This window comes from Vibrio sp. FF145, from assembly GCF_041439075.1.
Taxonomy (GTDB): domain Bacteria; phylum Pseudomonadota; class Gammaproteobacteria; order Enterobacterales; family Vibrionaceae; genus Vibrio; species Vibrio tasmaniensis_A.
In genome coordinates this window covers 65,374-82,141 of sequence record NZ_JBGONH010000016.1, presented here as the reverse complement: position 1 = coordinate 82,141, position 16,768 = coordinate 65,374, and the positions used below count along the sequence as shown (strand labels likewise).

The following is a 16,768-nucleotide window of genomic DNA, read 5'->3' as shown; positions in this document are numbered from 1 at the left end:
TACTACCGTTTTTGTTTTAAGTTCCCGCTAATCCGCGATGAACCTAAAAAAAGCCTAACTTAAAGTTAGGCTTTTTATTCAACCAACGTATTTTAGTACGAGGCTTTTAACCGATATTATTGTGCAGGAGCTGCTTCAGCGTTATCGATGTTTAGTAGTTCTACTTCGAATACTAGCGTTGAGTTAGCTGGGATAGTCGGTGTATCTTGCTCACCGTATGCTAGCTCTGGCGGGATAACGAACTTGTACTTAGAACCCACTTGCATCAGTTGTACACCTTCAGTCCAACCTGGGATTACGCGGTTTAGTGGGAATGTTGCTGGTTCGCCACGATCGTAAGAGCTGTCGAACTGAGTACCGTCTGTTAGCGTACCTTTGTAGTGTACTTGAACCGTATCAGTGTCTTTTGGAGAAGCGCCTTCACCAGCCGTCATTACTTGGTAAAGTAGACCAGATTCAGTTTGCTTAACGCCTTCAGTTTTAGCGAACTCAGCGCGGAAGTCATCACCCGCTTTCTTCACTTCTGCAGACTTTTCTGCCGCTTGTGCTTGCATCGTTTCAGCAACACGCTTGTCTAGAGCTTCAAGAGCTGCACGAGTCTCTTCTTCGTTAAGTGCCGTCTTCTCTGCGAATACGTCTTCGATACCTTGAAGAACCATCGCTTTGTCTAGGTTAATACCTAGCTCGCTTGGCTTATCAATGCTTGTGCTTAAGTAGTTAGCGAAAGATACACCGATTGCGTATGCCGCTTTGTCATCTTCTGTTTTAAAGTTTACTGCTGCAACTTTAACTTCTTCTACCTGTGGAGCTTCTGCCTTTGGTTCTTCTTTCTGACAACCAACTGCTAGCATAACCGTTGCGGCAAGCAGTGATACTTTTAAAACTGATTTCATTGAATTCTCCAATTAATGGCCAAGCCATTGGTTATTGTGCACAAATCTAATGATTAGATTGGTGTGAATACGTTAGTTATAACAATATACTAGTCATATGTCTTTCGACACAAACCGGATTATTGGATGTGATGCGAATATTTTTCCACTCATTGCTATGTACGATTGTCATCACCTTGTTAAATGGCTGCTTTTTCTTCCAAGATGATGACCAACGCTGGGAAATTGAACCCAACGGCGCCACCAGCTTTGCCCTAAGTAGAGATGGACGCTTCGCGCTGCTCTACTCGCAGCAAAAACAGCTGCTCCTTTGGGATCTTGCCCAGAACAAAGAACTGGCTCAGCTTGGTCCACAAGATCAATCCGAAAATCAAGTATCGCGTATTCGCATCTCTGACAATGGTCGCTTTGCCATTACCGCCAGTCAGATGAATTTCGCCGTTTGGGACTTATCTTGGACACAAGCTGAAGGGCTATGGTCGATTTCCGATGGCTTAATTCGCGATGTTGATATCTCTAGCAACGGTGAAAAAGTACTGCTGGGCCTATCTAATGGCAAAGCTATCTATGTGGACTTAGTCACCGGACGCCGTCTGGAGTTCCTCGCTCACCGAGAAAAAGTTAATTCCGTCTCTCTATCTTCGAATGGGCGCTACGCATTATCAGGCGGTAACGACTATAAAGCTTACCTTTGGGATACCGAATCAGGCTTGGTATTGCGTACATTCGAGCACGAACAAAGAGTCGTACGAGTTGCCTTACAACGAGATGGAGAGCTAGCTTTTACCTCCGATGGAGGGAATCAAGCGATGATCTGGGATCTTGAGACAGGTGAACCTCAAGCGCAATTGCAGAGCTGGTCTCGACAGCTGATATTCTCCAGTGCTCGCTTTTCTGATGACGGCAGTATGTTGGTAACAGGTACGCCATCTAGCCAAGTGAGCGTGTGGAATACTCAAGATGGTAAACGCATTTCTCGCCACGACGCCGAGCCATTAAAAGATGCTCGCCCTCCTCGTGCGGTAGTGTATGATGCAGCCTTTGATGATAAGAACCGTGTGATATCGGGCACCTCTGCGGGCATTGCCCAAGCTTGGAATGTGGATTAAGAACGATGACAGAAAAGCGAGTTGAACAATTAGAAAGCCGCGTGAATGACCTAGAATGTCAGTTGGCTTTCCAAGAGCAAACCATTGAAGAACTTAATGAAGCGCTTAGCCAACAACAGATGTTGATCACGAGAATGCAAGACCAGATGAAGTTCGTGGTTGGCAAAGTAAAAAATATGGATGGCTCAAACCTCGCTGACGCATCAGAAGAGACGCCACCCCCACACTATTAAGTGCGGTTTAAAGATAACGAATTAATTCTAGCGACGCATATCGTTAGTTTCTCGTCCTCAATGTGTAAACACATGTCAGGACGGGACATAGAGAACCAAAAGGGCGACAGATACTTATCTGTCGCCCTTTTGTTTGTTTAATCTGCGCTAATTCAACTAAAGTCAGTTAAGGCAATACAAACTTAGTCATCGGCATAAATTTTCACTTCCACGCAGCCATTAGTATCAACACTCGCACGGTACATTCCTGAACTGTTCATACCGAAATGAATATCACCTTGTCCATCGATAGCAATCAAGCCACCTTCACCACCCATGGTTTTCAATTCACCTTGAATAATCGTTTCACAAGCCGTATGCACATCTTCCTTGAGATAACGCATTCGTGCCGCCACATCACTGGCAACCATCTTTCTAAGGAAGAACTCCCCCATACCTGTTGTTGAAACGGCCACGTTGCCATTTTCAGCAACAGTGCCTGCACCGATGATTGGAGAATCTCCCACACGACCGTATTTTTTATTGGTTACGCCACCAGTGCTGGTTGCGGCTGCTAAGTTTCCGGCTTGATCTAATGCGACCGCGCCAACCGTGCCGTACTTTTTATCATCTGGATATTTATCAGCTTGCTCTTCATCATATTTCGCTTCAGACAAAGCAAAAATACCTTTCTCTTTCATCGACTGAAGTTGGTCATAACGACGCTCAGTAAAGAAGTAATCTTGCTCGGTGAAAGTATGGTCATGCTCAAACGCAAACTTCTCGGCGCCTTCACCAATCAGCAGCACATGGTCGCTTTTAAGCATCACATCACGCGCAAGCTCAATTGGATTTTTGATATGGCGGACACCGGCAATAGCCCCCGCATCCATTTCACGACCGTGCATCACAGAAGCATCCATCTCAACAAATTCATCATGAGTCAGAACAGAACCTTTACCGGCATTAAAGTGGGGACTGTCTTCCATCACCTTAACTGAAGCAACCACTGCATCTAGCGCATCGCCACCCGACTGTAATACTTGATAGCCAGCCAAAACCGATTTTTCCAAAGCCTCGGTAATACCCGTTTTTAATTCATCACTCATTTGCTCTCGTATGATGGTGCCTGCACCACCATGAATGGCAATTGAAAAAGGCTGTGACATACAAACTCTCCACTGACGTCGACTTATAATGTTGTGCTATCAATACCACATCCATGGTTTGATGTCTGATAGCGAAAACCAAACTATTTACGAACGCTTAGATTTGCGGACACTAAGATTTGCAGACAATTAATTTGGTAGACGAAAAGCCAACTCAAAAAGCTAGCACCCTAAACGAAAAAAACCTCCACAAGGGAGGTTTTCAATATTCTTAAACTAAACCGTTAATTCGGTATTAGTGAGAACCACAGCTACCGCCGCCGCAGCAGCCGTCTTTTTTCTCTTCAGCGTGGTCATGGCCTTCGCCACCACAGCAACCACCTTCGTGATCATGATCGTGGTCGTGACCGCCACAGCCGCCTTCTTGGTGTACGTGACCGTGTTGAACTTCTTCTTCAGTCGCTTCACGAACCGCTACAACTTCAACGTCAAACGTTAGAGTTTGGCCAGCTAGCATGTGGTTACCGTCAACAACAACTTCGTCGCCATCTACTTCAGTAACTTCAACTGGGATTGGACCTTGGTCAGTATCCGCTAGGAAACGCATGCCAACTTCGATTTGCTCAACACCTTGGAATACGTCTGCAGGAACACGTTGAACTAGGTCATCGTTGTGCTCGCCGTAAGCGTCTTCTGGAGTAACAGTTGCTGAGAACTTGTCGCCAGCGACTTTGCCTTCAAGCTCTTTTTCAAGACCTGTAATTAGGTTGTTGTGACCGTGAAGGTAATCTAGTGGAGCTTCTGCAGTTGATTGGTCAACTACTACGCCATCTTCAAGTTTCACTTGATATGCAACACTAACTACTACGTTCTTTTCAATTTTCATGAGAGCTCCAAGGAGGTTTGGACTAAGCTCGAACAGTTGAGCTTAGGAAAAATTCTGTACCCGGATATTATGGGGATCAATTGACGAAACTCAATCACTCAGGCTTAAAAATACCGATCATTTCTTGATTCGCGTGTTCAGATTTCTCTACAGTTTTCGGTTTACGCTGTTCTGTGAAGCCACAATCGACACATTCCACCAGCTCGATATTATTTTCAATCCACCAGCGGAGTGTGTCTTGAGTCTTGCAGCTTGGGCAGCTCGCCCCTGCGATAAAGCGTTTTTTCTGTTTCACGTTGATATCCTTTACTACTCTGGATTCGCAGTTCTTCCGCTCTAGCTCTATTAAAGACAAAGCAGAGACCACGTTTATTATTAGATCAGTTATCTAGACTTTTATTTCTAGAGCTCAAGCTATATGTCTATGCCCAAGCTTCATTTCTAAGCTCAAGCATTAGTTATCACTTCAAGCTACTGCCAATAGTTTCGAGATTGGTGATCGTTTTCCATCTCGTGTCCAAAAATCTCTTCAAGCTCTTTGCGAGCCTCTTTCGCTCTTTGGGCTAACTCGGCATCTTCGTTATGCTGAGGCAGCAACTCTTTCAGCATACCATTATCCAGTTTCCTAAAGTGTGCTTCTGCTCGCTTCGCTTTATATGGATGCATGCCAAGTTCAGTCAATGTTTGACGACCTAAATCTAATGCCCCAAGGAAGGTTTCACGCGAGTAGTTGCTCACACCGTGGTTAAGTAATTGATACGCTTCAACACGGCTTCGAGCACGCGCTAAAATCTTTAACTGTGGGAAATGCTGCTTACACAAGTCGACAGTTTTCATGATTTCGTCTGGAGAGTCGGTACACAACACGATCGCTTCCGCTTTATCAGCTCCGGCTGCGCGTAATAATTCAAGATGAGTCGAGTCACCGTAAAATACCTTGTAGCCGAACTTCCTAAGGATATGTATTTGGCTGGCATCACTTTCAAGGACGGTGATACGAATCTTGTTGGCATACATCAGACGACCAATGATCTGACCGAAACGACCAAAGCCTGCAATGATCACTCGAGGGCTACGATCAACCACATCCGAAGACATCGCGCTTTCACTGATTTGATTGAGTTGACGAGCAAAGAAGCGATCTTGCAGCTTAAGCATCAATGGCGTGGTCACCATAGAAAGGCTCACAACCACTAGTAAGAACGACACTTGGTCGCCGCTTAAGATGCCTTGTGCACTCGCCGCGGTAAAAATAACGAAGGCAAACTCACCACCTTGGCTGAGAATCATCGCCATACGGCTGCGCGCTTTAGCTTGAGTACCAAAGATACGAGCTAGCGCATACAACACCAAGCCCTTCAACACGACCAGAGACGACACCGCGATAAGTATTGCAAATGGACTTTCTGCCAATAAACCTAGGTTTACCGCCATACCCACAGAGATAAAGAACAGGCCAAGCAGTAACCCTTTGAATGGGTCAATCGCGATTTCAAGCTCGTGTCGATATTCACTTTCAGCCAGAAGTACGCCCGCCAAGAAAGTACCTAATGCCATCGACAAACCAATCTGCTGCATGATGACGGCAATACCAATCACCAATAACAGCGCTGCTACCGTGAACAACTCACGCACGCCGCTCATGACTACATATCGGAACAGTGGTCTCAACAAGAAGTGACCACCGACAAGCAAGCCAATCACACCGCCTAGCATCCATAACATGTCAGCCCAACTGCCACCCGTATTGCCAGCAAGCAAAGGCAGCATCGCCAACATAGGGATTACGGCAATATCTTGGAAAAGTAATACCGCAAAGCCTGACTGCCCCGCTTCTTTGCCACCAAGCTCTCGCTCTTCAATAACACGCAAGGCAATAGCGGTCGAAGACAGAGCTAAACCCATACCGATGACTAAGCTAGTTTGCCAAGTTAAACCAAACATACACGCGATAGTGGTAATAATCAGAGTGGTGATCAGCACTTGCGCGCCACCGAGTCCTAGAATGGGGGCTCGCATCTGCCACAGTTTTTTCGGATTAAGTTCGAGACCAATCAAGAAGAGCAGCAGTACCACCCCGAATTCGGAGAAGTGTAGAATCGCCTCTACATCACTGATTAAACCAAGCCCCCACGGGCCAATCGCCACACCCGCTAATAAGTAACCGAGTACCGACCCTAATCCAGCGCGCTGTGCGATAGGAACCGCAACCACAGCAGCTGCTAAAAATATAACGCTACTTTGTAGAAAATCGTTAGTCAGAGCCATCATTCGCTCCTATATCTTGTAGCGGGTCTCGCAACCAATTTCGATACGCTTCTGCGTGTTGGTAACGCGTCATATCGGTGACATTTCGTGCCCAGTGTAAAACCAAAGGGGATATCCAGTGCATCTGACACAAAGCAGCAGTTAGCTCGAATGGTTGCAAAATCTCTTGTAATGGATATTTATTATAGCCTGCGGCACCAAACGCCTCTTCTTTACCACCAGTAGTAATCACACTGCGCCAGTGTTTACCTTTAAGCGCACTTTGCTCACCAAACGCAAAACCCTTGCCTAATACTCGGTCAAACCACTCTTTAAGTAGTGATGGGCAGGAATACATAAACAAAGGGTGTTGGAACACGATCACATCATATTCAAGCAGCAATGCATGCTCAGAAGGCACATCAATAAAGAAGTCAGGATAGATGGCGTAGAGATCGTGGACTTTGACATTCCCAAGCGACTCTATCTTTTTAACCATGATCTGGTTAGCGATAGAGGTTTGCGGCTCTGGGTGCGCATAGATGACCAGCACCTTTGACACGGGGTTGTCTGTCGAGGGAGTATTACTCATTCCTTTGAAACATTCCTTTGAAGGCTAAACGGTGGCAAGGCCACAAGAATTTAAGCAAAAGTTACTAATATGTTATTGGCATCATAACGCAAATTGCATTGTGATCGACTTTTATCTGGTTTCAGCCTACTATGCAGGCGTCTGTTCACCTCTAATTTCTATGCTATTTCAATTATGATTACTTTCTCTGATATTCAATTGCTACGCGGCGGTAAGCCACTCCTCGACCAAGCATCTGCGACTTTTCACCCTGGCGACAAGATCGGTTTGGTTGGTAAGAATGGCTGTGGTAAATCTACGCTGTTCGCCCTAATTAAGGACGAACTGTCTATTGATGCAGGCTCATTCAGTAAACCAGCCCATTGGGAAATGGCTTGGGTTGCTCAAGAAACACCTGCATTAGAAAGAACAGCAATTGAATACGTGATTGATGGCGACCGTGAATACCGTGGCCTTGAAGATCAACTTGAGAAAGCCGAACAAGCCGACAACGGCACATTAGTCGCAGAGATCCATGGCAAGATTGAAACCATTGGTGGTTATAGCATCAAAGCACGCGCGGCTGAGCTGTTAGACGGCCTGGGCTTTCGCCAAGAACAAATGACATGGAACCTGACTCAATTTTCAGGGGGTTGGCGTATGCGTTTGAACCTAGCGCAAGCCCTACTGTGTCGCAGTGACCTACTGTTACTCGATGAGCCAACCAACCACTTGGATTTAGACGCTGTAATGTGGCTAGAACGCTGGTTACAAAACTACCCAGGCACACTCGTTCTTATCTCACACGATAGGGACTTCTTGGATCCTATCGTCAACCGCATCGTGCATGTTGAAAATCAACTGCTCAATGAATACACAGGTAACTACTCGTCGTTCGAAACCCAACGAGCGCAAAAGCTAATTCTGCAACAAGCTATGTACCAAAAGCAGCAGAAACAAATGTCGCACATGCAGAGCTACATTGACCGTTTCCGTTATAAAGCTTCAAAAGCTCGCCAAGCGCAAAGCCGTATTAAAGCGCTAGAGAAAATGGAACAAGTACTGCCCGCTCAGTTTGATAACCCTTTCAGCTTTGAATTTAGAGAACCAGACGCACTACCAAACCCAATCATGATGATGGACGAGGTATCGGCGGGTTACGACGACAACCTGATTCTAGAGAAGATTCGCCTAAACCTAGTACCGGGCAGCCGTATTGGTTTGCTTGGTCGAAATGGTGCAGGTAAATCGACGCTGATTAAGCTACTTTCAGGCGAACTGAAACAGCAAGGTGGCGAGCTAAGCTATTCGCAAGGCGTTAAAATGGGTTACTTTGCCCAACATCAATTAGAGACGCTGCACCCGGAAGAGACACCACTTCAGCACATGATGCAGATTGCGCCAAAACACACCGAGCAACAACTGCGTGACTACCTAGGTAGCTTTGGCTTCCAAGGTGAAAAAGCACTCGATAAAGTGGCACCGTTCTCCGGTGGTGAAAAAGCACGTTTAGTATTGGCTCTGCTGGTATGGCAAAAACCGAACCTATTACTACTCGATGAACCAACCAACCACTTGGATCTCGATATGCGTCAGGCACTAACGTTTGCGTTGCAGACGTTTGAAGGCGCGATGGTTATCGTATCGCACGACCGCTACCTACTTCGAGCCACTACTGATGATTTATACCTTGTACACGACCGTCAAGTTGCACCGTTTGATGGTGACCTTAGCGATTACTACAAGTGGCTAACCGAACAACAGAAAGTTGAGCGCAAAGAAGCACAAGCATTGGCACCAGCAAAAGATGGCGCCAACAGTGCAGCAGCAAAAAAAGATCAGAAACGTAAAGAAGCAGAGTTCAGAAAACTAACCGCGCCGATTCGCAAACAATTGACTCAGTTTGAAAAGAAAATGGATAAGTTGACGCTTGATCTTGAAGAGGCTGAACAGCAATTATCTGACACTTCACTTTATGAAGCTGAAAATAAGGCTAAACTGAATAAAGTACTCGCTCTACAAGCGAGCAGTAAGTCACAGCTAGAAGAAGTTGAAATGGATTGGATGTCCACTCAAGAAGAGCTTGAGCAGATGGAACTGGATATGGATAGCTTATGAGCCCAGAGCACGCACCAATATCACTAACACTGGAACGACTATGGCAATTTAGCCTTCAGTATTACAGTGTGCGCGGTGTTAAGGATGCGTGCTTAGCTTTGCAAAACCAATTCCATGGCAACGTCAATCTACTGCTGCTTCTCAAATGGCTTGATGAGCAGCAACTCTCTTTCGCTGAGGAGGAGTGGCACAAGGTGCAACAATGCTTAAGTCGCTCTGAAACCTTGCTTCATAGTTATCGAGAGCTGCGTAAACACCTCAAAGCACACGTTGTTGATTCACTCTACCGTGAAGCCTTACAATTTGAGCTGCAGCTTGAAAAGCAACAACAGTCCGATCTCGTCGACTGCATTAAGTCTCTTCAACTTACAGCGAACCAACAATCACCGCTCGCTTTACAGTACTGTCGTTTATTAGGGGCGGAAAACCTCTACGACGCTTTTTCTGAACCAGCACCACAGCCCTAACGCATTTCCTTTTCCTTTTATTCAATCAAGCTCCAAGCTTAACTGCGCTCGCTCGTTACCATGATCGCATGCTGACTAAAAAACATTTGGGGGGAGTCTTTAATACGCCCGACCTTGATATTATTCAACCAGTTACCCATCACCTGTTTTGGTCGATCATATCAGTGAAACCCTTGCGCTTATGCTAAGAATCAACCAAGCTCAAATAAAAACGTGGGCGTTTCGCTAAAAGCTCAACACTTTATCAAAGCCCATAAAAGAAGCATGGACTGTTTTTATGACAATATTTACCGCTGCCGCTGGCCTATCGAATCCACATTTACAAACCTTAGTGCCAAGATTTATTAGAAAGCAGGCGTTGTTTGCTCCTCAATGGCAGACCTTAGAAACTCCCGACGGCGATTTCCTAGACCTTGCATGGAGTGAATCGCCAGACGGTGACACGCCAAGCAATGATGATAAAAGTAACAAGCCAATATTCGTTCTATTCCACGGATTAGAAGGGAGCTTTGAGAGCCCTTACGCCAACGGGCTAATGAATGCATTTGCTAAAGATGGTTGGCTATCAGTGATGATGCACTTTAGAGGTTGCAGCGGAAAACCAAATCGCTTGGCTCGTGCATACCATTCAGGTGAAGTCGAAGATGCGCGCTTTTTCCTAAGACATCTGCACGCGCAGTTCCCCAGCAACCCCAAAGTTGCAGTTGGTATCTCTTTGGGTGGTAACATGCTGGCGAATTATTTGGCTGAGTATGCCGACGACCCATTGCTGTCGGCGGCGACCATAGTATCAGCTCCATTTGACTTGGCTTGTTGTTCTAGTCGCATTGAGCAGGGCTTCTCCAAGCTCTATAAGAAGTATCTACTCAACTCTCTAAAATCAAACGCCTTGAAAAAAGTTAACCTGCTACAGGAAAAGCTGGGGGTCACAGCGGAAACCATTAAGAAGATCACCAAACTGTATGAGTTTGATGAACAAATTACGGCGCCTCTGCATGGGTTCAAAAATGCCCAAGATTATTATGCACAATGCTCCGCACTGCCTAAACTCAAGAAGATCAAACTACCAACTCAGATCATTCATGCCAAGGACGATCCTTTCATGACCGATGATGTGATTCCAAAGTTCGTTCTGCCTGATAACATCGATTATCGACTGTTTCAAAAAGGCGGTCATGTGGGGTTCATTACCGGCAGCACACTCAAGCCAAGATTTTGGTTAGAAGAAGCATTACCCGCCTACTATGAAAGTCTACAAGATTCGGCATAATGACGAGCCTTAGTAAATAGCAGTAAAAATATTACTAAGCTCACTCATTTCTACAACAATAAACCTATCCATGAACATAAAAGAGAGAAGTATTTATGATCATCCCGTGGCAAGACATTGCGCCAGAGACACTGGAAAACCTCATCAAAGAATTCGTACTGCGTGAAGGTACAGACTATGGTGACGTAGAAGTTTCACTGCAAAACAAAATTGACCAAGTGAAACATCAATTAGCCTCAGGAGAAGTGAGTATCGTGTTTTCTGAACTGCATGAAACCGTTGATATTCAAGTCACAAAACGCTTCTAAGCTGCGCTCATAAAGGAGCCGTGTTATAGTGGTAAACGATTGCTAACAAGTAAGTTACTCAAAAGACAAGGGTTGTCATGTCCGCTAAACATCCAATTATTGCGGTGACGGGTTCATCTGGAGCCGGCACCACCACTACCTCAGAAGCCTTCCGAAAAATGTTCAATATGATGGACGTGAAGGCTGCTTGGGTTGAAGGGGATAGTTTCCATCGCTTCACTCGACCAGAGATGGATGTCGAGATCCGTAAGGCGCGCGAGCAAGGTAAGCACATCAGCTACTTTGGTCCACAAGCTAACGATTTTGGTGCATTAGAAGATTTCTTCCGTCAATACGGTAATGAAGGCACGGGAAAAGTCCGTAGCTATCTGCATACCTTCGATGAAGCCGTGCCTTACAATCAAATGCCCGGCACCTTTACGCCATGGCAAGAGATCCCTGAAAACTCGGATGTGATGTTCTACGAAGGTCTTCACGGTGGCGTAGTCGATGGTGACATCAATGTTTCTCAACACGTCGATCTGCTTATCGGCATGGTACCTATCGTAAACTTGGAGTGGATCCAGAAATTCGTTCGTGACACACGCGATCGTGGTCACTCTCGCGAAGCGGTGATGGATTCTATTGTTCGCTCAATGGATGATTACCTTAACTACATTACCCCGCAGTTTTCGCGTACTCATATCAACTTTCAGCGTGTCCCTACCGTAGATACATCAAATCCACTGAATGCAAAAGGGATCCCAAGTTTAGACGAAAGCTTCGTGGTCATACGTTTGCGCGGTATCAAAAACGTCGATTTCCCTTACTTGTTGGCTATGATTGATGGCTCATTTATGTCACGTCATAACACACTTGTGGTGCCAGGAGGCAAGATGAGTTTTGCTATGGAGCTCATTGTAAGGCCGATCCTGCAACAACTTATAGAAACCGGGAAAATAGGCTAACAAAACAACATTCTGGTTGATTACTTTTCATACCGTGATCATGTGCACAATTTTGCGTAAAAAATCGTAGCTTGGTCACGATTAAAATCAAGAAATAGTACCTGAAAAAGGATACTATTCTTAAACGAAACACAAGATAGCTTGCAGCACTCATCGAGTGCTCTTATCCTAGCTAGGTCAATTCAGGCTTAGCTAAAATATGGAAAGCGGCAAGCATACCCTGCAGAGGAAGTAAGATATTATGGTTCTAGGTAAACCCCAAACCGATCCAACATTAGAGTGGTTCCTTTCACACTGTCATATTCATAAGTACCCTTCAAAAAGTACTTTGATTCATGCTGGTGAAAAGGCAGAAACCTTGTACTACATCGTTAAAGGTTCTGTGGCAGTTCTTATCAAAGACGAAGAAGGTAAGGAAATGATTCTTTCTTACCTAAACCAAGGCGACTTCATCGGTGAGCTTGGCTTGTTCGAAGAAGACCAAGAGCGTACTGCATGGGTTCGTGCAAAATCTCCTTGTGAAGTAGCTGAGATTTCTTTCAAGAAATTCCGTCAACTTATCCAAGTGAACCCAGATATTCTAATGCGTCTTTCAGCGCAAATGGCAAACCGTCTACAAGTAACTAGCCAAAAGGTTGGTGACTTAGCGTTCCTTGACGTAACAGGTCGTATCGCTCAAACGCTACTAAACCTAGCAAAACAGCCAGATGCAATGACTCACCCTGACGGCATGCAAATCAAGATCACTCGTCAAGAGATTGGCCAGATTGTTGGTTGTTCTCGTGAGACCGTAGGTCGTATCTTGAAGATGCTAGAAGAGCAGAACCTAATTTCTGCACACGGTAAGACCATCGTGGTATACGGCACTCGTTAATCTCGATTAACTGAGCCAAAAATTTGAAAGCCACCAAATGCGAATTTGGTGGCTTTTTTGTTTTCTAAAGATCTAGAGAGCAGATGCGGGAAGCAAAGTTAGAAATCGGACTTCACTATTCTAAAGTATCTCGAAGCGAAGCGTACCCGCACCTCTAGGGCAAAACCCGTGCTCGTATCTTTCTTTAACCGTTGGTGCTTTCAAAGATCTTGTCAGCTGATGCCGCGACAAATCCGGTATAAAGCTCACCATTGGCCATCGCATAACGCTTAGCGAACTCATAGAAGCCGCCAGGAATCATCTCATTGCCTTCAACAAATGAAGCTGGGACTTTATCTGCCATTGTTGATGATTGCTCTAATAAGACCTCTGGAGAGCCTTTCACCTCGCCGCCAGATACATTGATAGTGAATCCCGACTCATTCAGATAGTCATTCACGGCCTGCACTTCATCGAACTTATTTAACTGGTTCACACTCACCGTAAAGTGGTTTGCACCGTAACCATGAGCTGCTAGCCAAGAAGCGTACTCACTCTCTTTTGCGAGCACTTGGAAATCTGCGAAGCTCAAATCCCAAAGACGACCACCAAACAAGAATTCATGACCCTGAAGCTTGCTTGCGTCTACTTGCCCAACCAACTTAGCAACGATCTGTTGTAAGTCGCTTGAACACTCTTCGACCTTCAACTCACTAATGAACACTTTTGGTTGTTTTGGATCTGGATGCTCGTAATGCTTAGCCACTAGCTTCTTGCTCTCAAACAAGTAATCGCCACATGCCTTGTAACCTAACTCAAGGAAAGGCTTGGCCAGTGTTTCAATCCCCAGCGGTGCAACATTGAAAGTACGCAGTGCAATATGATCGTTAATCAGGGCTTCGTCTTCTTTCAGCAAGTGATGTACTTTCTCAGCCGATGGACAAAGCCTGTGAATGTAATCGTCCCATAGTGATTTAAAGAGTAGATCGGGCGTCATGGTGACTCCTTGTCAGAGGTTCTAGCAAGCTAGTAATTTGGATTAGAAAGGGAGAGGCTGGACATAGAGTCAGCAGCCATCAGCCTGTGACATACTTGTTCTATTATTATCTACCGCCCAATCTAGGTGTCGGACGTGGTGGAACAGGGAAGCGATAACACCACCTCCCTATTTCAAGCTTAACGAATGAGCCTAATACTCATTAGACTAAACTACAGCTCAATACCTGGGCTAAATGTCGCTGGCAGTTGAGTTTCGCCACCTTCCATTGAAGCCATAGGGTAAGCACAATAGTCCGCTGCATAGTAAGCACTTGGGCGTAGGTTGCCCGAAGCACCCGGGCCACCAAATGGTGCATCACCACTTGCGCCTGTTAGCTGACGGTTACGGTTAACAATACCCGCACGGATATGATCAACGAAGTATTCCCATTCAGAATCATCTGTTGATACAAGACCCGCAGACAAACCAAAACGAGTGTCGTTAGCTAGCTCAACCGCTTGCTCGAGCGATTGGTAACGAACCACTTGCAGCAATGGACCGAAGTACTCTTCATCTGGCAACTCAGCAATGTTGGTTGCATCGATAATCCCCGGAGAAACAAACGCCGCTTCGCCCGCTTTTGCTTCAACTAGGCTTACACCACCTAGTGATTGCAGATTAGCTTGCGCGTCCAGTATGAACTTAGCTGCCGCTTCAGAGATTTGTGGGCCCATGAAGGGTGCAGACTCAGCGAATGGCTGATCAACACGAATCTTCAAGGTAGCCGCAACAAGCTTATCGAGCAGTTGATCGCCCTTCTCGCCAACAGGAACATACAAACGACGAGCACATGTACAACGTTGACCTGCACTGATGAAAGCCGATTGGATAATGGTATAAATCGTCGCGTCAGCATCACCAAATTGGTCACTGATCACCATCGGGTTATTGCCACCCATCTCTAGCGCCAACATCTTGCCCGGTTGACCTGCGAATTGACGGTGAAGGATATGACCGGTATTCGCACTACCCGTGAATAGCACGCCATCAAGACCTTTAGCATCGGCTAGTGCGATACCTGTCTCTTTAGCGCCTTGCACTAGGTTGATCACGCCAGCAGGAAGGCCAGCTTCTTGCCATAGCTTCATCGCAAACTCACCAGTCCAAGGTGTCTGCTCTGACGGCTTAAATACCACGGTATTACCCGATAGCAGTGCTGGAACAATATGACCATTAGGCAGATGACCTGGGAAGTTGTAAGGGCCAAATACCGCCATAACGCCTAATGGACGATGACGCAGTACGATTTGGTTACCTGCCGCTTCACGTGAAGCTTCACCAGTACGTTCGTGATATGCACGAATAGAGATAGCGATCTTGCCCGCCATCGCGCCCGCTTCAGTACGAGTTTCCCAAATCGGTTTACCCGTCTCTTTTGCAATAATCTGTGCTATCTCTTCGCTGTTCTCTTTTACTTTCTCAGCAAAGTTCAACACGATGGCTTCACGCTCTACAAAGCTCAGTTTCTTCCAAACTAAGAACGCATCACGAGCCGCTGCTACTGCAGATTCAACCTGCGCTGGTGTTGCACTATCGCCTTGCCACACGACTTCATTGTTGTATGGGCTTACTGATGTCATGGCGTCGCCTTGACCTGCCACCCACTGTCCTGCTATCCACTGAGTCATACTTCTATCCTTAAAATCTTCGACAGATAATCGCCGCTCTTATTGAGCCAACATGCGAACGAATTCGCCTTCTTTTACTTCAAGAGCGCTTGCTACTTCAGATGATAAAATCACTGTGTCGCTTGCTTGGTCATACGCGCCTTTCGCGGCTACTGCGCGGAAGTTCTCAAATGAGGTATTACCAATTAGGAAGTCTTTAGAGCTGGAGTGCTCTGCAATTTTCACCTGAGCTCGAATCGCATGACGCACTGATTCAATATTTCTTAGATCACACTCAACCGTTGGGCCTGCATCAAAGATGTCGACATAACCACGGTTAGTGAAACCTTCACGTTCCAACAACTTAAGTGCTGGGCGTGTATTATCATGTACCTCTCCAATCACCGCCTGAGCTTCTTTGCTCAGTAGGTTCACGTAGATAGGCAGCTTTGGCATTAGGTCAGCAATGAAGCCTTTCTTACCGATACCAGTTAGGTAATCTGCAAGCGTGAAATCAATTGAGAAGAAGTGCTCTTGCAGCCATTGCCAGAAAGGTGAATTACCTTCCGCATCCGATACACCGCGCATCTCAGCAAAAATCGTTTTCGAGAAACGCTCTGGGTGTTCAGACATGATCAGGAAGCGACACTTCGACATCAAACGACCATTCAATCCACCACGGAAAGCTGGACGCAAGAACAGTGTGCAGATCTCACTGCATCCGGTGTAGTTATTACCGAAAGTCAGCAGCTTAACGACGTTATTCACGCCAAGCTTTTGCGATGAGTGAACCACTTTGCTGATGTGGTAAGAGTAAAACGGAACATCCCAGCCAATTGAGGCTTCGATGCCTGTCGTGCCTGCAACTTCTCCCGTTTCAGTGTCGAAGCCAACCATTAGGTAGCCTTCATCACCGGGTTCAGTCACGTCTTGTTTGGCAAAGCTGTATTCAGAGTGAGTAATTCGGTTAGTTAACAGTTCTTCGTTAACCGGAAGAGATGTGAATCCGTGACCAGATTCAACCGCGCAGGTATGCAGCGCATCGTAATCAGATAATTTTATTGGGCGAACAACTAGCATCAATATTCCCTCCAGATGCAAAACAGGCCCAAAACCAGAAGCTTGGGCCTTT

At 45.9% G+C, this 16,768-nt stretch carries 17 protein-coding genes; 8 read left to right on the top strand and 9 right to left on the bottom strand.

Going from position 1 to position 16,768, the window contains the following annotated elements:
* Positions 1–116: 116 nt before the first annotated feature.
* Positions 117–893 (bottom strand): FKBP-type peptidyl-prolyl cis-trans isomerase, encoded by a 777-nt coding sequence (gene fkpA / locus ACED42_RS08455; RefSeq protein ID WP_009848932.1) that lies wholly within the window; start codon positions 891–893, stop codon positions 117–119.
* Between the two features lie 131 nt (positions 894–1,024).
* On the opposite strand from fkpA, the gene ACED42_RS08450 reads away from it, so the two are divergent.
* Complete coding sequence (locus ACED42_RS08450) at positions 1,025–2,002, top strand: WD40 repeat domain-containing protein (protein ID WP_009848931.1); 978 nt, start codon at positions 1,025–1,027, stop codon at positions 2,000–2,002.
* 5 nt (positions 2,003–2,007) lie between these two features.
* On the top strand, positions 2,008–2,235 hold the full coding sequence (locus tag ACED42_RS08445; RefSeq protein WP_009848930.1) for a SlyX family protein: 228 nt from the start codon (positions 2,008–2,010) through the stop codon (positions 2,233–2,235).
* A gap of 182 nt (positions 2,236–2,417) precedes the next feature.
* Here ACED42_RS08445 and ACED42_RS08440 read toward each other — a convergent pair whose 3' ends face one another.
* From ACED42_RS08440 to kefG, 5 genes are all read right to left on the bottom strand, one after another.
* Positions 2,418–3,383, bottom strand: coding sequence for an isoaspartyl peptidase/L-asparaginase family protein (locus ACED42_RS08440; protein WP_012604924.1), 966 nt, complete (start codon positions 3,381–3,383; stop codon positions 2,418–2,420).
* Between the two features lie 235 nt (positions 3,384–3,618).
* On the bottom strand, positions 3,619–4,209 hold the full coding sequence (slyD, locus tag ACED42_RS08435) for a peptidylprolyl isomerase (protein ID WP_009848928.1): 591 nt from the start codon (positions 4,207–4,209) through the stop codon (positions 3,619–3,621).
* A 94-nt stretch (positions 4,210–4,303) separates the two neighbouring features.
* The gene (locus ACED42_RS08430; RefSeq protein WP_012604925.1) at positions 4,304–4,504 is read right to left on the bottom strand and encodes a YheV family putative zinc ribbon protein; all 201 of its coding nucleotides are present in this window, start codon (positions 4,502–4,504) and stop codon (positions 4,304–4,306) included.
* Between the two features lie 176 nt (positions 4,505–4,680).
* On the bottom strand, positions 4,681–6,477 hold the full coding sequence (kefB, locus tag ACED42_RS08425; RefSeq protein WP_371702150.1) for a glutathione-regulated potassium-efflux system protein KefB: 1,797 nt from the start codon (positions 6,475–6,477) through the stop codon (positions 4,681–4,683).
* A complete protein-coding gene (gene kefG, locus ACED42_RS08420) occupies positions 6,464–7,048 on the bottom strand; it encodes a glutathione-regulated potassium-efflux system ancillary protein KefG (protein WP_371702148.1) in 585 nt (194 codons plus the stop codon). Before kefG ends, kefB begins: the two co-directional genes overlap by 14 nt.
* Before the next feature lie 174 nt (positions 7,049–7,222).
* On the opposite strand from kefG, the gene ACED42_RS08415 reads away from it, so the two are divergent.
* The 6 genes from ACED42_RS08415 to crp all read left to right on the top strand — a co-directional run bounded on the left by ACED42_RS08415 (position 7,223) and on the right by crp (position 13,011).
* A complete protein-coding gene (locus ACED42_RS08415) occupies positions 7,223–9,145 on the top strand; it encodes an ABC transporter ATP-binding protein (protein ID WP_371702146.1) in 1,923 nt (640 codons plus the stop codon).
* Entirely contained in the window at positions 9,142–9,612 is a 471-nt protein-coding gene (locus tag ACED42_RS08410) for a TIGR02444 family protein (RefSeq protein WP_009848923.1), read from the top strand. Before ACED42_RS08415 ends, ACED42_RS08410 begins: the two co-directional genes overlap by 4 nt.
* A 277-nt stretch (positions 9,613–9,889) precedes the next feature.
* Positions 9,890–10,882 (top strand): hydrolase, encoded by a 993-nt coding sequence (locus ACED42_RS08405; protein WP_009848922.1) that lies wholly within the window; start codon positions 9,890–9,892, stop codon positions 10,880–10,882.
* A gap of 95 nt (positions 10,883–10,977) precedes the next feature.
* Positions 10,978–11,190, top strand: a complete 213-nt coding sequence (locus tag ACED42_RS08400) for a YheU family protein (RefSeq protein WP_010435208.1) — start codon at positions 10,978–10,980, stop codon at positions 11,188–11,190.
* Positions 11,191–11,267: 77 nt separating this feature from the next.
* Complete coding sequence (locus ACED42_RS08395) at positions 11,268–12,137, top strand: phosphoribulokinase (RefSeq protein WP_012604929.1); 870 nt, start codon at positions 11,268–11,270, stop codon at positions 12,135–12,137.
* 241 nt (positions 12,138–12,378) lie between these two features.
* Entirely contained in the window at positions 12,379–13,011 is a 633-nt protein-coding gene (crp, locus tag ACED42_RS08390; RefSeq protein ID WP_004729651.1) for a cAMP-activated global transcriptional regulator CRP, read from the top strand.
* Positions 13,012–13,195: 184 nt separating this feature from the next.
* Here crp and ACED42_RS08385 read toward each other — a convergent pair whose 3' ends face one another.
* The 3 genes from ACED42_RS08385 to astA all read right to left on the bottom strand — a co-directional run bounded on the left by ACED42_RS08385 (position 13,196) and on the right by astA (position 16,716).
* Positions 13,196–13,987 (bottom strand): DUF1338 domain-containing protein, encoded by a 792-nt coding sequence (locus ACED42_RS08385; protein ID WP_017100005.1) that lies wholly within the window; start codon positions 13,985–13,987, stop codon positions 13,196–13,198.
* A 212-nt stretch (positions 13,988–14,199) separates the two neighbouring features.
* A complete protein-coding gene (gene astD / locus ACED42_RS08380) occupies positions 14,200–15,657 on the bottom strand; it encodes a succinylglutamate-semialdehyde dehydrogenase (protein ID WP_371702144.1) in 1,458 nt (485 codons plus the stop codon).
* Positions 15,658–15,696: 39 nt separating this feature from the next.
* Positions 15,697–16,716: an arginine N-succinyltransferase gene (astA, locus tag ACED42_RS08375; protein WP_029223029.1), complete on the bottom strand. Its 1,020-nt coding sequence runs from the start codon at positions 16,714–16,716 to the stop codon at positions 15,697–15,699.
* Positions 16,717–16,768: the final 52 nt, after the last annotated feature.